Source organism: Micromonospora parva (assembly GCF_040649675.1).
Lineage (GTDB): Bacteria > Actinomycetota > Actinomycetes > Mycobacteriales > Micromonosporaceae > Micromonospora > Micromonospora parva.
In genome coordinates, this window is record NZ_JBEZFX010000012.1 from 152046 (window position 1) to 170891 (window position 18846).

An 18846-nucleotide genomic window follows, 5' to 3' on the forward strand; every position below is an offset into this window, starting at 1 on the left:
GTGCCGACGCCCACACACAAAGCGGCTCCGGGCCGGGCGAACCGGACCGGAGCCGCTTGTGCGAATGCCTCAGCTCCACACCTTGGAGTTGCTCATCTCCGTGGTGAGGTAGTTCTCCCGGGCGATGCCCACGGCACCACCGATCTCGTTCAGGATCCGGTTGATGTCCCGGACCGCGGCGTCCCACTTCGCCTGGTGCTGCTCGTAGGCAACCCGGTCCTCGCCGTCCCAGTGCAGCTTGGTCAGCATCGACCGCAGCGTGTCGAGCTTTTCCTCGAGGGTCTTCGAGATGGCCTGCATCTGCTGGTTGCTGCTCTCGAGGACCGCATAGTCAACTTTGATCGTCACGATTTCCTCCTCTGCCGGCTACGGATCACGGGTTGAGAGCAGAGTGGAACTTGTCCAGCATCTGCTGCTGCTCCTCGTCGTTGACCTGGTGCGTCGTACCCGACTTGTCGAGCAGGTCAGCGATGCTGTCCATCGCCGTCAGCAGTTTGACGGTGTCCTCGTTCCAGCGCGTCATCAGCGACTGGAAGCCCGTGGACGCCTGACCCTTCCACGCGATGGCCAGGTCGTCGACGACGTTCCACAGCTTCTTCAGCTCACCGTCGACCTCGCTGCGCGTGGACCGCACGTCACTCGCGGCGGTATGCAGAGTCGCAGCTTCGACCTCGAACGCCATGCTTCACACCCTTCCGTCTGTTGTGGTGGCGGCTTCGCCGCATCCCTCCCCCGCGGCAAGGCAGCAACACCCCACCGACGGACACTCCTGTGAAGACCGTAGCGGAACCTGTCCAGCCCTCGCAGCCCTGGCCGGTGCCGTTCGATGGATGGTGGTGAATCGGGCCGGGACAGCCCACCACCCCCCACCGAACGGCCGACCGCGCTCAGGCTGGCTCAGACCAGGCGGTCTGGATCAACTGCTGGCCGTCGCGACGACGGACCAGGGTGCCCCGGCCGGGCGGTTGCGGGCTCGGCCGCAACGTGCCGAAGACCGCCCCCTCCTCCCGGTTGCCGGACATCAGCAGGCCCGGCGAGTCCAGCTCACGCAGCCGTTGCAGCACCGGCTCGTAGAGCGCCCTGGACACACCGCCGACCCGGCGCGTGATGATCAGGTGCAGACCGATGTCACGGGCCTGCGGCAACAACTCCTGCAGGGCACTGAGCGGGTTGCTCCCGCCGGAGGCCACCAGGTCGTAGTCGTCCACCAGGATGTACAGATCCGGGCCCTTCCACCAGCTCCGGTCGCGCAGCTGGGCGGTCGTCACGTCCGGGCCGGGCAGCCGGTTGGACAGCGCGCTGCGGATCGACCCGAGCCCCTGGGCGAACGCCTGGTTCGACGGCGCGTAGTCGAGCAGGTGGTCACCCTCCACCGCCCCCAGCAGGCCGCGCCGGTAGTCGGCGATCACCAACCGGGCCTGCGCCGGGGTGTACCGCTCGGTGATCCCCCGGGCGATCAGGCGCAGCAGGTTGGTCTTGCCGCACTCCGCGTCGCCGAAGACCGTCAGGTGCGGCTCGTTGGCCAGGTCCAGGTAGACCGGCGCGAGCGCCGACTCGTTGACACCGACCGGGATCCCGGGCGCCGACCGGTCGATGATCCGGGCCAGTTCCGCCACCGGCAGGCGGCGGGGCAGCAACCGCACCTTCGGCGCGGGACGACCCGGCCAGTTCGCCGCCACGTGCCCGGCCAGGGACACCGAGGCCTCGCTCAGATCGTCGATGTCGCGACGCCCGTCGATCCGCGAGATGGCGGTGAGGAAGTGCAGCTTGTCGCGGGTCAGACCCCGACCGGGTGACTTCTCCGGCACGTTGTTCGCCGCGCGGCGGTCGATCTCGGACTCCGACGCGTCACCGAGGCGCAGCTCCAACTTGGTGCCGAGCAGGTCCCGCATGTTGATCCGGATCTCCGCCCACCGCACGGCGGTGAGCACCACGTGCACACCGAAGCCGAGGCCCCGGTTGGCCAACGTGGTGATGGTCTGCTCCAGCTCCTCGTACTCCTGGCGCAGCGTGTTCCAGCCGTCCACCACCAGGAACACGTCGCCGAACGGGTCGTCGGCGAACTCGCCAGCGGCCCGACGACGGCGGTAGCTCGCCACCGAGTCGATGCCGTGCTGGGCGAACCGGCCCTCCCGCTCGTCCAGCACCGCGACCACCTCGGCCACCGTCCGGCGGACCGCCTCGACGTCGCGTCGGCCGGCCACCCCGGCCATGTGCGGCAGCCGCTCCATGCTGCGCAGCGCGCCCCCGCCGAAGTCCAGGCAGAAGAACTGCACCTCGCGTGGCGTGTGCGTGAGGGCCAGCGAGGCGAGCAGCGTACGCAGCATCGTGCTCTTGCCACTGAGCGACCGACCGACGATGACCACGTTGCCGCCGGCCCCGGCCAGCTCGACCATCATCGGGTCCCGACGCTGCTCGTAGGGGCGGTCCACCACACCGACCGGCACGGTCAGCCGCCCGCGCCCGGGCCAGGACGCGGTGCACAGCCCGTAGGTCGGGTCGACCGCCAGCGGGCCGAGCAGCTCACCCAGACCCGGCGGGTCGGCCAGCGGCGGCAGCCACACCTGGTGGGCCGGGCGGCCCCGACCCTTGAGCTGGTCGATCAGCACGTCGAGCATCGCCACGGCCTTGCCGTCGGCCGGCTGCTCCGGCTCCGGGGCGGTGTCCACCGGCACCTGCGGGACCTGCACCGGAACGAAGTCGAGGCCGTACGGCACGATCCGCCGCTGCACCAGCGCCTGCGAAGCGGATGCCTGCTGCCCCGGGGCGCGGTACGCCCCCGACACGTACGCGGCCCGGAACCGCAGCATGGTGCTGGTGTCCGTCTTCAGGTAGCCGTGGCCCGGCGCGTTCGGCAGCTCGTACGCGTCCGGCACGCCGAGCACGATCCGGCTCTCCACAGCGGAGAACGTCCGCAGACCGATCCGGTACGACAGGTGCGTGTCGAGGCCCCGCAGCTTGCCCTCTTCGAGGCGCTGGCTGGCCAGCAGCAGGTGCACGCCGAGGGACCGCCCCAACCGGCCGATCATCACGAACAGGTCGATGAAGTCCGGTTTGGCGGCGAGCAGTTCGCTGAACTCGTCACAGATGATCAACAAGCTGGGCATCGGGTCCAGAGGCTCACCGGCCGACCGCGCCTTCTCGTACTCGAAACGGGAGACGTAGTTGCCGGCCGCCCGCAGCAGCTCCTGCCGGCGCACCATCTCGCCGGCGAGGGCGTCGCGCATCCGGTCGACAAGGGGCAGCTCGTCGGCCAGGTTGGTGATCACCGCGCTGGTGTGCGGCAGCGCCTCCAGCGAGGCGAAGGTCGCACCGCCCTTGAAGTCCACCAGGACGAAGTTCAGCTCCTCCGACGAGTGGGTCACCGCCAACGCGGCCACCACCGTCCGCAGCAGCTCGCTCTTGCCGGAACCGGTGGCCCCGATCACCAGACCGTGCGGGCCCATGCCCTCGTGCGCCGACTCCTTGAAGTCGAGCTCGACCACGTTGCCGTCCGGGCCGACACCGAGGGGGATGCGCAGCCGGTCACGGTGACCACGCGGACGCCAGGTGTTCTGCACGTCCACCGCGGCGGCGTCACCGACGCCGAGCAGGTCCGGCAGCTCCGTGCTGCGCGCCAACGGCTCGTCGCCACCGGTCTGCTGCTGCGAGAGCCGGAACGGGGCGATCTGTCGGGCCAGCCCTTCGGCGGCCTCGGCGCTGAGCCGGTCGGGCCGGCCCAACGTCGACGACGAGCTGCCCCGGACCAGGTCGAGTGAGCTTCCGTCGCCCACGTCGAGGCAGAGCAGCCAGCGGCCGGCGTCGCGCGGCACCGTCCCGGAGAGGTCGATCACCGTGGTGCCGAGCAACCCCGGGCCCACCAGCTGACAGGTCGGTGAGATCTCCCCGCCGTCGATCACCACGATCAGGTGCGGGGCAGTGGTCAGCGGCTTCGCCTCCGGCGCGAACCGGGGCCGCCCGGTCAGCTCGGCGCTGAGCGCCGCCTCGGCCTCGGCCAGGCTGGCGAAGACCAGCCGGCGGGCGCCGGCCGCGTCCGTACGACCGCTGTGGTGGGCGTGCGGCAGCCACTTGACCCAGCCCCAGGACGTCTGCCGGTCGGGGGCGGCAACCACCGCGATCACCAGGTCGTCCGGCGCGTGGAAGGTGGCCAGCTGCCCCAGCGCCGCCCGGGTCAGATCGAGCACGGGCTCGCGGTCGCCGCGCAGCACCACCCGGCTGAACGCGCGCACCGACAGCGCCGTGGGCAGGTCGGGCACTGTGGAGTGGGCGCGGACGAACCGGCGAAGCGCGATGGCGCTCATCGGCTCCAGGTCCTCCACCGGCTTCGTCTCCGGCGGGACGATCTCCACGGCGAGCCGCTGCGGGCCGAGGGCGATCCGGGTCTCCCCGAAGTCGTCCTCGGTGATCCGCCGCTCCCAGAGTCGCCGGGACGCGGCGATCGACCAGAGCGCGTCGGGCTCCGGGTGCCGCCAGGCCATCGCCGCCCGCTGCTGCTCGGCGGCCCGCCGGGTGCGCTTGCGCATCTGCGCCAGGTAGCGCATGTAGTCGCGGCGGTCGGCGTTCAGCTCGGCCTTGTCCTTGCCACCGTTGTTCGCCAGCGAGCCGATCGCCATGCCGAGCATCGAGACACCGAACAGACCACCGGCGACGTACGTCATCATGCCGCCGCCCTTGCCGGCGTAGAGGAACGCCATGGCACCGACCCCGCAGAACATCGGCAGGATCATGAGCAGCTGCCCCATCCCCCGGGGCGTCGGCTCGGGCAGCTCGGGAGGTGACTCCAGCAGCACCTCGCCGCGCGGCAGGGCCGGCCCCGGCTGACGCGGGAGCCGACGGAACACCACAGTGCTCACGGCTGTTTCCTCCCCAGAAGCGGCCCTGATGACGTGCCGCCGCGGAACACCGCCCGCGGGTGGGCATCGTACGTGCCCGTCATCGTAGGTAATCTGCCGTGTGCGCGGTGGACCCGGACCGCAGCATCACAGCCAGCCGATCACAGACGCACCTGGAGGCCACTGTGGCGACGAAGACGGCGACCGGCGGTCTGAGCCGGATCACCATCGTGGCTCCGCGTACCCGGATGGACCTGGCGCTGCCGTCGGACGTGCCGATGGCCGACCTGCTGCCCACCCTGCTGCGCTACGCGGGCGAGGACATGGCCGACGAGGGTGCGCGGCACGGCGGCTGGGCACTGTCCCGGTTGGGCGGTGCGCCCCTCGACGGTGGTCGTACCGCGGCGCAGCTCAGCGTCCGCGACGGTGAGGTGCTCTACTTCAACCCCCGCTCCGACGCCGCACCGGAGATCGTCTTCGACGACGTGGTGGACGCGGTCGCCACCGCGACCAACCAGCGCCCCGGCGCCTGGCAGGTCGGCGCGACCCGTTCCTTCGCGGTGATCTTCGCGGCGGCGGCGCTCGGCGCCGGCGCGGTGGCCGCCCTGTTCGCCGGCCCGCCGCACCTGCCCGGCGCGGTGGCCGCGCTGCTGGTCGCGGTGGCGCTGCTGGTGGGCGCCGCGGTGCTGTCCCGGGCCGCCGGGGACAGCGGCACCGGCGCGGTGCTGGCCATGATCGGCCTGGTGCACGCGGCCACCGGTGGCCTGCTGCTGCTCGCCGGCGACCGATCGCTGACCGAGCTGGACAGTCCGCACGTCCTGCTCGCGGCAACCGCGGCGGTGGTGGCCGGCGCGGTGGCCGTGCTGGCGGTCGGCGACCGGTACCCGCTGTTCTTCGCCACGATCGGGGTCGCGGCCGCGACCGGCCTGGGCGCGGTGCTCTGCCTGGTCCTCGACCTCGACGCGGCGGCCTCCGCCGCGGTGATCGCCGCGGTGGCGTTCGGCGTCGTGCCGGCGCTGCCGATGATGGCCTACCGGCTGGCCCGGCTGCCGGTGCCGTCCATTCCGACCGGCCCGGAGGACCTGAAGACCGACAGCGAGTCGGTGGACGGTCGGCAGGTGCTCCAGCAGAGTGAGCGCGCCGACGAGTTCCTGACCGGCCTGCTGTGGACGGTCGCCGTGCTGGTGCTGGGCGCGCAGATCGTGCTGGCCCTGGACGGGCGGCTGCCGGCGGTGTTGCTGTGCCTGGTGCTGGCCCTGCTGGCGCTGCTGCGGGCTCGCCCCCTGCTGGGCCGGGCCCAGCGCACCCCGGTGCTGCTGGCCGGCACCGTGGGTCTGGGTCTGGCCGCCGCGACCACCTTCGCCGGTGGGTCGCTGCCGGTCCGGCTCGGCCTGATCCTGGGCGGGCTGGTGCTGGCCGCGGTGATCAGCCTGATCTACGGTCTGAGCGTCGCCGGCAAGCGCATCTCCCCGGTCTGGGGCCGCCTGCTCGACATCGTCGAGATCCTGCTCATCATCTCGCTGGTGCCGCTCGCCTTCTGGGTCTGCGGCCTCTACGGCTGGATCGTCAACCTCCGACCCTGACCGTGTCTCGCCGCCGCACCGGTCAGCGCGACCGCGGACCGGTCAGGACGCCCAGCGCCGACGCGACCGGAGCGGTGGCGTAGACGCCCGGGGCATGCTGACCGTCCATCGGCCGGGTGGACCCGCCCGCGCGGTCGGCGACCTCGCGGACCACCTTGACCAGCGCCTCGACATGGTTGTCCATCGCCGCGACCCGCACCAGCGGCGCCGCCACCCGACCGTCCGCCGAGACGGTCACGGCCACCGTGTGCGACGGCGCCGAGGTGGCGGTGATCGCGTCCACGAGAGGGCCGAGCGGAGCGTCGGAGCGGCCTCGCAGCGCCATGCAGCGGTGCGTCCAGCCGCCGCCGCGCAGCCCACGCCAGCTCTCCGCCGGCACCTCGGGCACCAGGTCCAGACCGGCGGCCGAGACGATCGCCGCGCGCAGCTCCTCCCGGCCCAACGGGCGGTGGGCCAGCCCCGCCGAGGTCAGCGCCTTGCCGAGCCGGCCGATCCCGGCGGCCACCGTCCGGTGTACGCCGGTCAGCCCGCCGCCCCGACTCACCGCCTCGACCCGGGCGTCGCGGACGGTGAGCCGCAGCGCCACCCAGACGGTCCGGTGCGCCGCCGGCGGCGCACCGGGTGCCGGATACCAGACCAGCGTGTGCGCGACGACCTGGGCCCGGGAGACCGGGGCGTTGAAGTCCGCGAGCACGCCCAGCGCGCGGTCCACAGCGGACGCGTCGACGGAGCCGACCGCCGCGCCGGTGGCGGACTGCAGGGCGACGGCGGCGAACCAGCCCTGGTCGTCGCGCCCGATGCCGAGCCGGGTGCCACGGTCGGTCAGCTCGATGATGCTCAGCTCGGGGGCGAGCGCCGCCAACCGCGGGTCGCTCGCCGTGCCGTCGGCCAGCGCGGCCGACGCCCGCTCGCCGCGACGCCGCAGCCGACGCCGCAGGAGCAGGTCCTCGAACCACCAGCGGCCACCGCGACGGGCGAAGACCGCCAGGACGACCAGCAGCGCCACCGCGCCCACCGCGGCGAGCAGCCAGCTGGGCCCCGCCGTGGCGGCCCAGACGCCGATCACGCACAACTCCAGTACGACGAGCTGCCCGACCAGCACGGGACCGACCCGTCCACGGCCGGGTCGTTCGGCCGGCGGCGTCAGCCGGGTCGGAACGTCGACAGGGTCCGTGACCGCTCGGGCGGGTGGCGCCTGAACCTGCGTCATCGCTGACTGTCCCTCCTGCACGGTACGACTCTGCGCCGGGTCTCCTCCGGAGCCGGCCACGAGCGGTGGTCCCAAGGAAGCACCGTCGGCCCCTTATCGTAGGGAAGCCCGCGACGGCACCCTGCCCCTGATCGTCGTGGAAACACCCCGCCGGAGGTAAGTCATGCGGACCCGCCGCGATCAGGTGCAGGCGTACCGCTTCGTCACCCGCCGCATCGTCTCCGCCTTGCTGTCGGGCGACCCGGAGACCACCAACCTGCCGATGCGACGGCTCGGCATGGCCGTCTTCGGCAGTGTCCTCGCCGCGGCCATCGTGCTCGGCGGGGTGGGCGCGTACGGCCAGTTGACCGGCGGTGCGGCGCCGCTGGACGACAAGACCCTGGTCATCGAACGGGAGACCGGCGCGACGTACGTGTTCATCGAGGGGAAGCTGCACCCGACGCTGAACTACACGTCGGCGCGCCTCATCGTGAACGACGCGGCCGCCGAGGTGCGGACGATGTCCCAGGCGTCGCTGCGGGACCGGCCCCGGGGCGTGACCGTCGGCATCGTCGGCGCACCGGACGCCCTGCCCGACCGCAAGTCGCTGACCGGGCTGCCGTGGTCGGTCTGTGACGTGCCCGACCCGGTCGACCGGCAGCGCTCCAGCACCCGGCTGGTGATCGACCGGGCGCTGCCCGGCGGCACGCCGCTGGGCGACCGGGGGGTGCTGGTCTCGGTGGACGACCAGCGCTACCTCATCACCAACAACAGGCGGCTCCAGCTGCTCGACCCGGCCCGCACGATGACGGCGCTGCGGATGGCCGGCACCGAGCGACTCCAGATCGGGCAGCAACTGCTCAACGCCGTGCCGGCCGGGCCACCGCTGCGCAGGATGTCGCTGGCCGGTGAGGGCGGGCCCAGCAACCGCACGGTGGCCGGAAAGTCGTACAACGTCGGTTCGGTGTTCAAGGCTGCCGGGCGACACTACGTGCTGACCCGGGACGCGCTCGTGCCGATCAGCGAGATCACCGCGTTGCTCCAGACCAGCGGCAGCGGTCGGATCACCGACATCACGCCGAACGACGCCAGCGAGGCGTTCGAGGAGCAGCGGATCGAGGAGGAGGGGTTGCCGCCGACGGTGCCCGCCCTCTACCCGGCCCAGCCCGGTCAGACGACGGTGTGCGCGACGTATCGCAAGGGCAGCGCGGGTGGTCCGCCGACCACCACCCTGGAGGTGTTCGACCGGGTGCCGGATGAGCTGACCGACAGTGATCCGGGGCTGGTGCCGGTGCGGCAGACCGGGCGCGACGCCGTACGCACCGCCGAGGCGGTGCTGCTGCCCGGCGGCAAGGGTGTCATCGCGCAGGCCTCACCGGGTGCCGGGACCAGCGGCTCCGGTGCCGCCGGTGCGACGATCTACCTGATCAGCCCGCAGGGCATCCGGTATCCGCTCGGCTCGGCGGAGACGCTGGAGGTGCTCGGCTACGGCGGGGTCACCCCGCTGGCGGTGCCCGGTTCCCTGCTCGCGCTGATCCCGACCGGGCCCACCCTGAAGCGCGAGGACGCGTTCGCCGTCTTCGCTCCCGACGGGCCGGCGCCGGCCGCGCCACCGTCGGCCGCACCGAAGTCGGCCTCGCCATCGGCGGCACCGCCCTCGGGCTCGCCGTCAGCCACGCCATCGTCCCGGTCGCCGTCCGCTGGTCCACCGTCGGGCTCGACACCGTCGGCTCCGGCGAGCGGCGCACCGGCGAGCGGCGGGGCCGGCGGCGGGGGGTCGGCGGAATCGACCGACGCCGACGGCTGAGCAGCTTGGACGGGTCGCCCGGAGTCGCACGGGTGGACTAACCTTGATGTCGCTGACGGTTGTCAACCAGAACGACGGGGATGTTGCCATGGCCGGGCGTACGGAAGTCGACCTGTTGTCCCTTGAGGACTTCCACGATCACCTGGCGTCTCGGTTGAGCCAGGCCGAGTCGGTGCTGCGCAAGCTCAACACCGAGATGCAGTGCCGCCCTCCGGCGCTGGGCTCGTTCTTCGACGCCACCGACAAGGCGCGTCGCTACAGCGAGGTCCACCAGTCCTACGTGGAGCAGGCCGAGCGCATCCGACAGGCGGTGCTGGCGGCTCAGCAGGCGACGAGCACGATCCTGAGCAACTACCGCACCGCCGAGGCGCGTAACGCGGCCAACGCCGACGACGTCACCGCCGCGCTGAACCCGGTCGACCGGGCGTTCCAGCCGAAGGAGGACGGGCGTGTCTGAGTACACCCAGCGCTACCAGGGCAGCAGCCACCAGCAGCTGTACGACGGCCTGATGGCGGGCAAGCCGGAGCAGGTCGAGGGCGTGGCCGCCCAGTGGGCCGAGCTCAAGGGCATCCTCGACGGCCTCGGCCGGGAGCTGAGCGGCGACCTCGACAAGCTCGCCAACACCTGGACGGGTTCGGCGGGTCGGGAGTTCCACCGGCGCCTCAGCCTGATCGTCGCCCACACCGATGCGTTGGGCGAGGGGATGGCCGGCGTCAAGCAGGGGTTGACCATGATGGCCGACCACCTGCGGGCCGCTCACAAGCAGGCCGAGAGCCCGGAGGAGACCGACGACAACGACAAGGCGATCGGCGGTGCGATCAAGGGTGGCGCGGTCTTCGGTCTTACCGGTCTGATCGTCGGGGGCATCGCCGGCCACCAGCAGGACAAGGCCGAGCAGGAGAAGGCCCACCAGCGGATGGTGAACCTGGTGGCCGATCTGGCCAGCAGTTACGACATCTCCACCTACGACCGGGTGGTCGAGCCGCCTCCGCCGGACCCGGACACGCCGACCACCGCCCGCAAGGATCCGACGACGCCGCAGAGCGTCTCGGCCATCGCCAGGGTGACGAGTGGCCCCAACACCGGCACTCACACCGCGCGCACGGGTGACGCGACCATCTCGACGCCGGACCGCGCCGCCGAACTGCCGGGCCACGGTTCCGGCACTGACGAGGTCGGCGCGGGCACCGGTGGCAGCCCGGCTGTGGGCACCGGCCCGGTCGGCGCCGGCAGCGTCATCCCCAGCGGCGGCACCTCTCTCGCCGGGGCGGACCCGGTGGTCGGCGGCGCGCTGTTGGGCGGGGGTGTCGCCGGGTTGGCGGGTCTGTCCACGCCGGCGGGCGCGCCCGCCGCGACGAGCACCGGCCCCGGCCTGCTGTACGGAGCGTCGGGCGGGGCACCGGCCGGCGGGGTGTTGCGCAGCGGCGCGCTCGCCGGCTCGGGCAACGCGGCCCCCGCGTCGGCTCGGCCGGCCGGTGGTGCGGCGTCCCCGGCGGAGAGTCGCGCCGCCAACGGCGTCGGGCGCAGCATTGACGGTCAGCGCGGCGGGGCCGGCGGCCGGGCGGCTGTGGCCGGCGGCAACGCCCGACCGGGGTCCGGCGGCGGCCGTCCCGGTGTGCTCGGTGGGCACGGTCGGGGGCAGGACGACGACTCCGACGAGCGGCTGACCTGGTTGACCGAGGACGAAATGGTGTGGCAGGGCGACGAGAAGCCCGCTCCCCCGGTGCTCGGCACCGGCAACTGACCACGGTCCGCCACCGGCGGGCCCGCACCACCGGCGACGCCACCCGGACCACGCGCGGTGCCCCCGATCGGACCTGATCCGGTCGGGGGCACCGCCGTTTCCGGCTCCGGTCGGCGGCGTCCACAGTGCCCATGGTGGTGGCTGTCACGCCAGCGTTGCCCGTCGCCGTGCTGCGGTTCGCCAGCGCTGGCGATAGGTTGGTCGGGTGTCGTCCGCAGCTGCTGTCCGCCCGGTTCGGTGGGCTGTGCTGCGGTCACTGCGGGAACTGACCCGCCTGGCGGTCACCGCGCTGGTGCTCGCGGTCGGCCTTGGTGCCGCTCTCTCCGCGTCCCCACCGCCCGCCCCCACGCAGCTGCGGCCCAGCGCCGTGAGCAGTCGGGTGACGAGTGTCCGCCCCGACGCCAGCCCGGCCGTCGAACGGGCCAGCCGGCCCGCTGTCGCCCCGCCGGTTGGCACGCGCGACACCGCCACTGCCGACACCGCCGCCGCGACCGGTCCGGTCGCGGCGCTCCTGGCGTACGTTCCGGCCATCGATCCCGGCCGTGACACTCCCGCGCGACGCGGCCCGCCCGCCCGCTGAGCCAGGCCCGGCGACCCCCGGGGCCCGATCCCGGCTGATCCCGTACGGCACCTGAGTTGGCCGTCGACGGGACGACCCCGCCACCGGGCCGACCGGTGCTGCCGCGCCCTCCTGCCGCCCGTCGATACCCGCCTTCGACCGCGAGGTGCTGATCATGCAAACCGTCCTCTCCGCCGTCCTGCCGGACCTCTCCCGGGCCGCCGTCATCTGGCTGAGCCTGCTCGGGGTGGTCGCTGTCGCCGTCTCCGCGCTGCTGCTGCGGCCGGGCCGGTTCCGCTTCGATCCGGGCGCCCGGATCCGCCGCGCCGCCATGCCGAGCCAACTGGAACAGGCGCAGGAGGAGCGGGAGCAGAGCCGCTACGCGCAGGAGGTCGCGGTGGCCGCGGAACGGGCGAGCACCACGGTGCGGCGTCGCCGGGCGGAGTGGGTGGCCGCGCAGGAGGAGGTCGAGGCGGCCTGGTCGGCGTACGAGGCGGCCGAGGCTGGCGTGCGGCGGCTCGACGCGGCGGCCGCGATGCCGCTGCCGCACACCGCACGGACTCCCGCCGAGTACGCCGACCGCGAACGCTACCTGCACCGGGCGGCCCTGGACGCGTACTGGCGGCGGGAGCTGTCGGTGGAGCAGCTCAGCGACGTCTTCGCGCATCGCGACGGCTGGGACCCGCGACTGCACCCGGTCGAGCAGGAGCTGGTGCTCCAGCGGGCGATCCGGGACAACCTGGCGGCCAGGCACGCCGCGGCCCGCGAGCGGGAGCAGGCCGCGTGGCGGGCGGCGGAGTTGGCGGTGGCCGCGGCTCGGAGTCTGCGCGAGGAGGCGCACGCGGCGACCGGACGGCGGGTCGCCGAGTCGGCGTCGGTGCTGCCGCTGAGCGAGGTTGCCCGACCGTTGGGCGCGCAGGCCCGGGAGAACGTGGAGCAGACCCGGGAGAACAAGGTGACCGCCCGCGGCCGCGCGACGGTGCCCGCGTTCTGAGCCCGGCGGGTTCATCTGGGTTAGCGTGACGGCATGTCCCGACAGGCGTGGGTCCTCGTGGTGGTCGCCGGCATCCTGGCGCTGGCCACACTGGTCGGTGCCGTGGTGCTGGCGGTGCGGGTGGTGCGTACCCGGCGGATGCTGACCGGGCTCGGCGCGGGCGGCAAGGTCGCCTTCTACGGGGCGCTGATCTACACGATCTTCCCGGTCGACGTGCTGCCGGACCCGATCTACCTGGATGACATGGGGGTGCTGGCCGCCGCGTTGATCTATCTGACCCGGCTGGTGCACCAGCGGCGGGCGGCTGGTCGCCAGCTGCCCGGTCAGCCGGACGCCCCACCGAACCCGGAGCGGGCCCGCCGCCGCGTGCGATGATCCAGGTCGGTTCGGGGACGGGGGACGGGCATGGCGGGCGATCATCGGTTGGACCTGCACGATGAGCGTGTTGCCGCCTTTTGCGCGGAACGGCACCTCGCGACGCTGACGACAGTGCGTGCGGACGGCACCCCGCACGTCGTACCGGTCGGGGTGACCCTCGACCCGGCGGCCGGGCTGGCCCGGGTGATCACCTCCGGCACCTCCCGCAAGGCCCGCCAGGTGGCGGCGGCCGGCCCGGAGGGCGCGGCGGTGGCAGTGTGCCACGTGGATGGCCGCCGCTGGTTGACCGTCGAGGGTCGCGCCGTGCTGCGGTCGGATCCGGCCGCCGTGGCGGAGGCGGAGCGGCGGTACGCCGAGCGGTACCGGACACCGCGCCCGAATCCGGAGCGGGTGGTCATCGAGATCACCGTGACCAGGCTGTTGGGCAGTCTCTGAGCGGAGCGTTCGTCCCCGATGACCGGTTCGGGCCGGCCGGGAGGTTGTGCCGTCCCCGGTGCCCACAGCCGGCGGAATTCTCGGTGAAGCAGAGCGGTTACGCAGTCGGTACGCCCTGGGCCGAGACCACCGATGGTCGGCCCCTGTGTTGCGCCGAGCGCCATTCCCGGTGCTGCCGCCGTCCGCCTGCCGGAGGCGCCAACCCCCGAACGGAGACTCGACAATGAACCCGATCGTCCAGAAGAGCGGCCTGTCCGTCGCCGGCCTGCTTGTCGCCGGTGGCTGCGCCCTCGGCCCGGCGGTGGCCGCGCAGGCCGCCCCGGCGCCGGCCGCCCCGGCGTCGTCGAGCCAGAACGACAGGCACGCCGAGCGGATCCTCGGCGTCGACTACCAGGCCCAGCCGAACTTCTACTACTGCGGCCCGGCCGCGACCCGGATCGCGCTGTCCGCCCAGGGCAAGGCGCTCTCCCAGGACGAGGTGGCCCGACTGCTCGGCACCACCGAGGCGGGCACCCCCTCGGCCCTGGACACCACCCGGGTGCTGAACGAACTGACCGGCGGCAAGTACCGGACCACCGAGATCCGTGATTCGGTGGCCCGCCCGGACCAGGTCGAGCAGTTGCGCCGGGACGTGCTGGCCGCCGTGGACGCCGGCCGGCCGGTGGTGGCGAACATCAAGGGCACGACAGTCGACACCGACGGCAACCCGCACTCGTACGAGGGCGGCCACTACCTGACCCTGGTTGGCTACCGCGACGGCGGTGACACCATCCGGGTCGCCGACCCGGCCGACCCGGCGGTGGGCGAGTACTGGATGAGCCTGCCCAAGGTCGCCAACTGGATCGCCGAGCGCGGCTACTCCTCCTGACCGTGACGGTTCACCGGGCCGGCCTCTCCCGTGCGGGGAGGCCGGCCCGGTTCTCGTTACGGCTCCGCGCGGCGAGGTGTGCGCGCCGACGGGCCCGGGCGGCCCGCGTCGGTCGGGTCCGGTGCAGCTCTCGCCGAACCGGCGGGTGGATCTCCGCCTCGCCGGCACCGGCCGCCCGGCGCACGATCCGGTTCGCGTCCACGGGTTCGCAACCGGCGGCCCGGAGCAGATCGCTGGCGGCGGTACGCAGTCCGGTGACGAGGGATTCGCCGAACGAGTGGACCCCGCTCTCCGAGGCCCGCCCGGCCAACTCGGCGCACTGCTCGACCAACTGGCGGGTGCACCGGGGGTCGTCACCGACCCTGCACTCCGTACGCATCACCACCACCGCCTGGCCCAACCGACGCATCGCCTCCGGCAGCTCCGCCGGGATCGGCTCGTCGTACTGCAGCGCCGTGGTCGACCAGCGGGCCATGGCACGGCTGTCCAGCAACAGCCGCTCCAGGTGAGCGGCGCTGCGGGCGTACCGGTGGTACTGCTGCCGGCGGTGCCAACGGACCGGAGCGATGGTGACCACCTCCTCGGCGCCGCTGAGCGCGTCGTGCAGCCGGCCCAGGTCGTCATCGGTGCCGCGCAGCCGCTCCAGGACGCCCAGGGTCCGGGCACCGTCGCGGTCGCGCAGCGCCTGCGCCAGCTCGGCGAGTTGTTCGCAGACGATCGTGAAGATCGGCGCCGCGGCCCGGTCCAGCACCCGCATCGGGTTGACCGGCAACAACAGGGCGACCACCACCAGGCCGACCGCCCCGCCGACGAGCGCGTCGAAGATCCGGGGCAGCTCCAGGCCACGTTCCATCGGTGCCAGCGTGGCGATCAGCACCGCGGTACCACCGGCCTGACCGACCAGCGGGCCACCCTTCCCGGCCACCAGCAACGCGGCGGCGATGGCCAGCGCGACGACCACGCCGGTCTGCCACGGCCCCGAGCCGAGCAGGAATCGCAGCGTGTCGCCGATGATGATGCCCAGGGCCACGCCGGCCAACAGCTCGAAGGTGCGCCGGGCCCGCTGCCCGATGGCGGTGGCGATCGTACCGACGGCGGCGGCGGGAGCGAAGACGTGCGATCCCTGGCCGAGCAGGCTGTCGGCGAGGAGGGCGGCGATCGCCGCGGCCAACCCGGACTGGACGGAGATCACCAGGGTGATCTCCCACTGCCGGGCTCGGATCTTGCCGGCCTGCCCACCACGGTGCCGAACCCGCCGAACCGTCCGCTCGGCGGTCTCGTCGAGCCGCGACCGTCGGAGGTCGGCGGGTGGGCGGTCGTCGGCCATGGCGGCGGTTACCCCGGCAACGGCGGGGCAATCTCGGCGGCTGGGCAAGCCGTCTCCCGGCGAGCCCCAACGACACCCCCGAACACATCGTCAACCATTGGTTTGCGCAGCCCCGTGGGGGTACCAGAGCCACACACCTCCCACCGATCCGCAACCGGTAAGGGGCCGTCACATGACCAATCCACCGACCGCCGACGACCACGACGCCGTCGACATCCTGGTCTCCGACCACCGGGAGATCGAGGCAGTCCTCGTCGAGTTGGCGACCCGGCAGGGCACCCCCGAGCACCGCCGGCACCTCGTCGACGTGGTGATCGCCGAACTCGTCCGCCACTCGGTGGCCGAGGAGGCGTACGTGTATCCGATCGCCCGCAAGGTACTGCCCGACGGCAACGAGATCGCCGACCGCGAGATCGCGGAGCACGCCGACGCCGAACGAACCATGAAGGAGTTGGAGTCCACCGACGCGTCCGCCCCCCGCTTCGACGAGCTGCTCACCCAGTTGACCGCCATCGTGCGCGGTCACGTGGCGGAGGAGGAGAAGGAGCTCTTTCCGCGGCTGCGCGCGGCGACCGCCCGGGAGGAGCTGGTCGAGGCGGCGGCCAAGGTGACGGCGATCAAGGAGATCGGGCCGACCCGGCCACATCCGGGAAGCCCGGACCATCCGCCGGCGAACAAGCTGATCGCACCCGGCATCGGCCTGGTCGACCGGCTACGCGACGCGTTGAGCGGCCGGCCCACCTCGATGGACGAGCTACACCACAAGCGACAGCGCTGACCCGCGCACCGGGTGGACCGGGCGCTCCCGGGTCGCCGACGCGGCCCGGGAGCAGCGCGGGTCAGCGGACCTGGTCACCCTCACCGGTACGCGCCTGGGCCTGGTCCACGCCCTTGTCGATCTGGTCGTCGTACTTGCCGCCGGTGCGCTTGTCGGCCATCTCGCCGGCCTTCTCCGCGCCCTGGTCGACCTGCTTGTCGTGCTTGTCCGCGAAGTCCTTGGCCTTGTCCATGAAGTCACCCACGGCGTTCCTCCTCAGTCCGGTCCGTCCCCTTCGCGTTCCCTCGACCCGACAGCGCAAACGCCGCCGTCGCGGGGGCGATTGGCGAACACCCACCCGCGTCACCCCGGCCGGCGTACGATCCGCGCGGGCGCCGGCCGGTCATTCGGGTGTCGCGGCACGACCGACCGGGTACCGACCTCGTCGAGATCGAGGAGGACCGACATGGCCGCAGAGGAACCCGGAGCGACAGGCGGCCCCGGGCCGCGCCAGACCTGGACGGCGTTGCCGTGGCTGGTCCGAACCGCGGTGTTGTGGAGCGCCTGCCTGGTGGTGGTCGCCGCCGGGCTCTATCTGCTGGGCAAGATCGCCGTCCTGTTGGCGCCGCTGGCCATCGCGCTGGCCGCCACCATCTTCCTCACCGCGCTGCTCGATCCGGTCCTGCTGCTGCTGCGCCGGTTGCGGCTGCCGGCGGCGCTCGCCGCGCTCTGCACGGTCCTGCTGCTGCTCGGCATCCTGGTCGGCGTCGGCGCACTGGTGTGGAACCTGACCGCCAGCCAGTTCGACCAGCTCAGCCAGGAGTTGACGCAGGGGGTGGATCGCAGCCGCGACTTCGTGACGTCCACGCTGCCGGTCAGCGAGGCACAGCTGGACCGGTTGGTGGACCAGGCCCGGCAGGGGCTCAGTGGCAGCTCTCCGGACCCGGTGGCCGGCGCCCGGACCGTCACCGAGGTGTTCGGCTCCGCGCTGCTGGCGCTGGTGCTGCTCTTCTTCCTGCTCAAGGATGGCCGGTCGATGTGGCACTGGGTGCTGTCGCGGGTGTCCGGCCCGAACCAGCCGGTGCTGGCCGAGGCCGGCCGGGCCGGTTGGCAGACGTTGGGCGCGTACAGCCGGGGCACCATGTTCATCGCCGCTGTCGACGCGCTGGGCATCGGGTTGGCTCTCGTGGTGCTCCAGGTGCCCCTCGCCCTGCCGCTGGCGTTGATCACGTTCCTCGGCGGGTTCGTGCCGATCATCGGGGCGACGGTGGCGGGCGCGGTGGCGGTGCTGGTGGCGCTGGCCGCGAACGGTCCCACCACCGCCCTGCTCACCCTCGCGGCGGTGATCGCCGTCCAGCAGATCGAGGGCAACCTGCTGGAACCACTGGTCATGAAACGGCAGGTCCGGCTGCATCCGGCGGTGATCCTGGTGGCGGTCACCGCGGGCACGCTGATCGCGGGGATCGCTGGCGCCTTCGTCAGCGTCCCGATCACCGCAGTCCTCTGGAGGGTCATCGACACCGTCCAACAGCGCCGCTCGGCCTCGGCCCTGCTACCCACGCAGTGATCATCGACTGAGGTGCGCGGTGAACCAGGCGGCGGCCTGGTCGGCGACCTGCTCAAGGGTGCCCGGCTCCTCGAAGAGATGGGTGGCGCCGGGGATCACCCGCAGCTCGCCGGCCTCCCCCAGCTCGGCCAGCGCCTGCTCGTTGAGCGCGATCACCTCTTCGTCCAGCCCGCCCACCAACAGCAACGTCGGGGTACGCACCTGGGCCAGCGCGTCCCCGGCCAGATCCGGCCGACCACCCCGGCTGACCACGGCAGCCACCCGATCGGCGCGCGACGCCGCCGCGACCAGGGCAGCGGCAGCACCCGTACTGGCCCCGAACAGGCCGATCGGCACGTCGCCGGCCGGACGCCCGGTGGCGAGCCAGTCGACGATCCCGGCCAGCCGGCTGGCCAACAGCCCGATGTCGAAGCGCAGTTCGGCGGTTCGCGTGTCCACCTCGTCCTCGACCGGGGTGAGCAGATCCACCAGCACGGTGGCGAGCCCACTGTCGTTCAGTGTCCGGGCCACCGACACGTTGCGCGGGCTGTGCCGGGAACTGCCACTGCCGTGCGCGAACAGCACCACGCCGACCGGCTGGGCGGGCAGCGTCAGGTCGGCGGGGAGCTGGGCCTCCCCGATCGGCACCATCACCGTGCTGCGCTGCTCGTCCATGCCTCACCTCCGGGTGCTCACCGGTGCTGCGCGTACCCGGCCCGGCGCGCGCCACGCACGCCGGGGCGGTGTCACCGCCGGGCCGTGGGCGCGCCCGCCGGGCCGCGTTTGCCCGCTGGGGCGTCGGGTACGCGACGAGCGACCGCAGACC

General features: G+C 72.9%; 18 protein-coding genes. 11 read left to right on the forward strand and 7 right to left on the reverse strand.

Annotated elements, in window-relative coordinates; genetic code table 11:
* Window positions 1-69: 69 nt before the first annotated feature.
* The 3 genes from AB0C03_RS27135 to AB0C03_RS27145 all read right to left on the reverse strand — a co-directional run bounded on the left by AB0C03_RS27135 (window position 70) and on the right by AB0C03_RS27145 (window position 4853).
* A complete protein-coding gene (locus AB0C03_RS27135; RefSeq protein WP_030329555.1) occupies window positions 70-348 on the reverse strand; it encodes a WXG100 family type VII secretion target in 279 nt (92 codons plus the stop codon).
* Between the two features lie 25 nt (window positions 349-373).
* A complete protein-coding gene (locus AB0C03_RS27140) occupies window positions 374-682 on the reverse strand; it encodes a WXG100 family type VII secretion target (protein WP_030329557.1) in 309 nt (102 codons plus the stop codon).
* 205 nt (window positions 683-887) lie between these two features.
* Window positions 888-4853 (reverse strand): type VII secretion protein EccC, encoded by a 3966-nt coding sequence (locus AB0C03_RS27145; protein WP_030329559.1) that lies wholly within the window; start codon window positions 4851-4853, stop codon window positions 888-890.
* Window positions 4854-5017: 164 nt separating this feature from the next.
* Here AB0C03_RS27145 and eccD point away from each other — a divergent pair, with 164 nt between their 5' ends.
* Entirely contained in the window at window positions 5018-6415 is a 1398-nt protein-coding gene (gene eccD, locus AB0C03_RS27150; RefSeq protein WP_030329561.1) for a type VII secretion integral membrane protein EccD, read from the forward strand.
* A gap of 22 nt (window positions 6416-6437) precedes the next feature.
* Here eccD and AB0C03_RS27155 read toward each other — a convergent pair whose 3' ends face one another.
* Complete coding sequence (locus AB0C03_RS27155) at window positions 6438-7625, reverse strand: type VII secretion protein EccE (RefSeq protein WP_210864953.1); 1188 nt, start codon at window positions 7623-7625, stop codon at window positions 6438-6440.
* Window positions 7626-7788: 163 nt separating this feature from the next.
* On the opposite strand from AB0C03_RS27155, the gene eccB reads away from it, so the two are divergent.
* The 8 genes from eccB to AB0C03_RS27195 all read left to right on the forward strand — a co-directional run bounded on the left by eccB (window position 7789) and on the right by AB0C03_RS27195 (window position 14390).
* On the forward strand, window positions 7789-9411 hold the full coding sequence (gene eccB / locus AB0C03_RS27160) for a type VII secretion protein EccB (protein ID WP_357639716.1): 1623 nt from the start codon (window positions 7789-7791) through the stop codon (window positions 9409-9411).
* A gap of 46 nt (window positions 9412-9457) precedes the next feature.
* Window positions 9458-9868, forward strand: a complete 411-nt coding sequence (locus AB0C03_RS27165; RefSeq protein ID WP_245233545.1) for a hypothetical protein — start codon at window positions 9458-9460, stop codon at window positions 9866-9868.
* The gene (locus AB0C03_RS27170; protein ID WP_357639718.1) at window positions 9861-11156 is read left to right on the forward strand and encodes a WXG100 family type VII secretion target; all 1296 of its coding nucleotides are present in this window, start codon (window positions 9861-9863) and stop codon (window positions 11154-11156) included. The genes AB0C03_RS27165 and AB0C03_RS27170 overlap by 8 nt, the downstream gene beginning before the upstream one ends.
* A gap of 205 nt (window positions 11157-11361) precedes the next feature.
* Window positions 11362-11736, forward strand: a complete 375-nt coding sequence (locus AB0C03_RS27175; RefSeq protein ID WP_357639721.1) for a hypothetical protein — start codon at window positions 11362-11364, stop codon at window positions 11734-11736.
* Between the two features lie 154 nt (window positions 11737-11890).
* On the forward strand, window positions 11891-12709 hold the full coding sequence (locus AB0C03_RS27180; RefSeq protein WP_357639724.1) for a hypothetical protein: 819 nt from the start codon (window positions 11891-11893) through the stop codon (window positions 12707-12709).
* Window positions 12710-12742: 33 nt separating this feature from the next.
* Entirely contained in the window at window positions 12743-13084 is a 342-nt protein-coding gene (locus AB0C03_RS27185) for a YkvA family protein (RefSeq protein WP_030329572.1), read from the forward strand.
* 30 nt (window positions 13085-13114) lie between these two features.
* The gene (locus AB0C03_RS27190; RefSeq protein ID WP_030329574.1) at window positions 13115-13522 is read left to right on the forward strand and encodes a pyridoxamine 5'-phosphate oxidase family protein; all 408 of its coding nucleotides are present in this window, start codon (window positions 13115-13117) and stop codon (window positions 13520-13522) included.
* A 223-nt stretch (window positions 13523-13745) separates the two neighbouring features.
* Complete coding sequence (locus tag AB0C03_RS27195; protein ID WP_030329576.1) at window positions 13746-14390, forward strand: C39 family peptidase; 645 nt, start codon at window positions 13746-13748, stop codon at window positions 14388-14390.
* A 10-nt stretch (window positions 14391-14400) separates the two neighbouring features.
* Here AB0C03_RS27195 and AB0C03_RS27200 read toward each other — a convergent pair whose 3' ends face one another.
* Complete coding sequence (locus AB0C03_RS27200; RefSeq protein WP_030329578.1) at window positions 14401-15717, reverse strand: FUSC family protein; 1317 nt, start codon at window positions 15715-15717, stop codon at window positions 14401-14403.
* 172 nt (window positions 15718-15889) lie between these two features.
* Here AB0C03_RS27200 and AB0C03_RS27205 point away from each other — a divergent pair, with 172 nt between their 5' ends.
* Window positions 15890-16495 (forward strand): hemerythrin domain-containing protein, encoded by a 606-nt coding sequence (locus tag AB0C03_RS27205; RefSeq protein ID WP_030329580.1) that lies wholly within the window; start codon window positions 15890-15892, stop codon window positions 16493-16495.
* 61 nt (window positions 16496-16556) lie between these two features.
* On the opposite strand, the gene AB0C03_RS27210 is transcribed toward AB0C03_RS27205, so the two are convergent.
* Window positions 16557-16727 carry an antitoxin gene (locus AB0C03_RS27210; protein ID WP_247675748.1) on the reverse strand — a complete coding sequence of 57 codons (171 nt, stop codon included), beginning with the start codon at window positions 16725-16727 and terminating at the stop codon, window positions 16557-16559.
* A 213-nt stretch (window positions 16728-16940) separates the two neighbouring features.
* Here AB0C03_RS27210 and AB0C03_RS27215 point away from each other — a divergent pair, with 213 nt between their 5' ends.
* The gene (locus AB0C03_RS27215) at window positions 16941-18041 is read left to right on the forward strand and encodes an AI-2E family transporter (protein ID WP_051708223.1); all 1101 of its coding nucleotides are present in this window, start codon (window positions 16941-16943) and stop codon (window positions 18039-18041) included.
* On the opposite strand, the gene AB0C03_RS27220 is transcribed toward AB0C03_RS27215, so the two are convergent.
* Window positions 18042-18695: a dienelactone hydrolase family protein gene (locus AB0C03_RS27220; protein WP_030329583.1), complete on the reverse strand. Its 654-nt coding sequence runs from the start codon at window positions 18693-18695 to the stop codon at window positions 18042-18044.
* Window positions 18696-18846 lie beyond the last annotated feature (151 nt).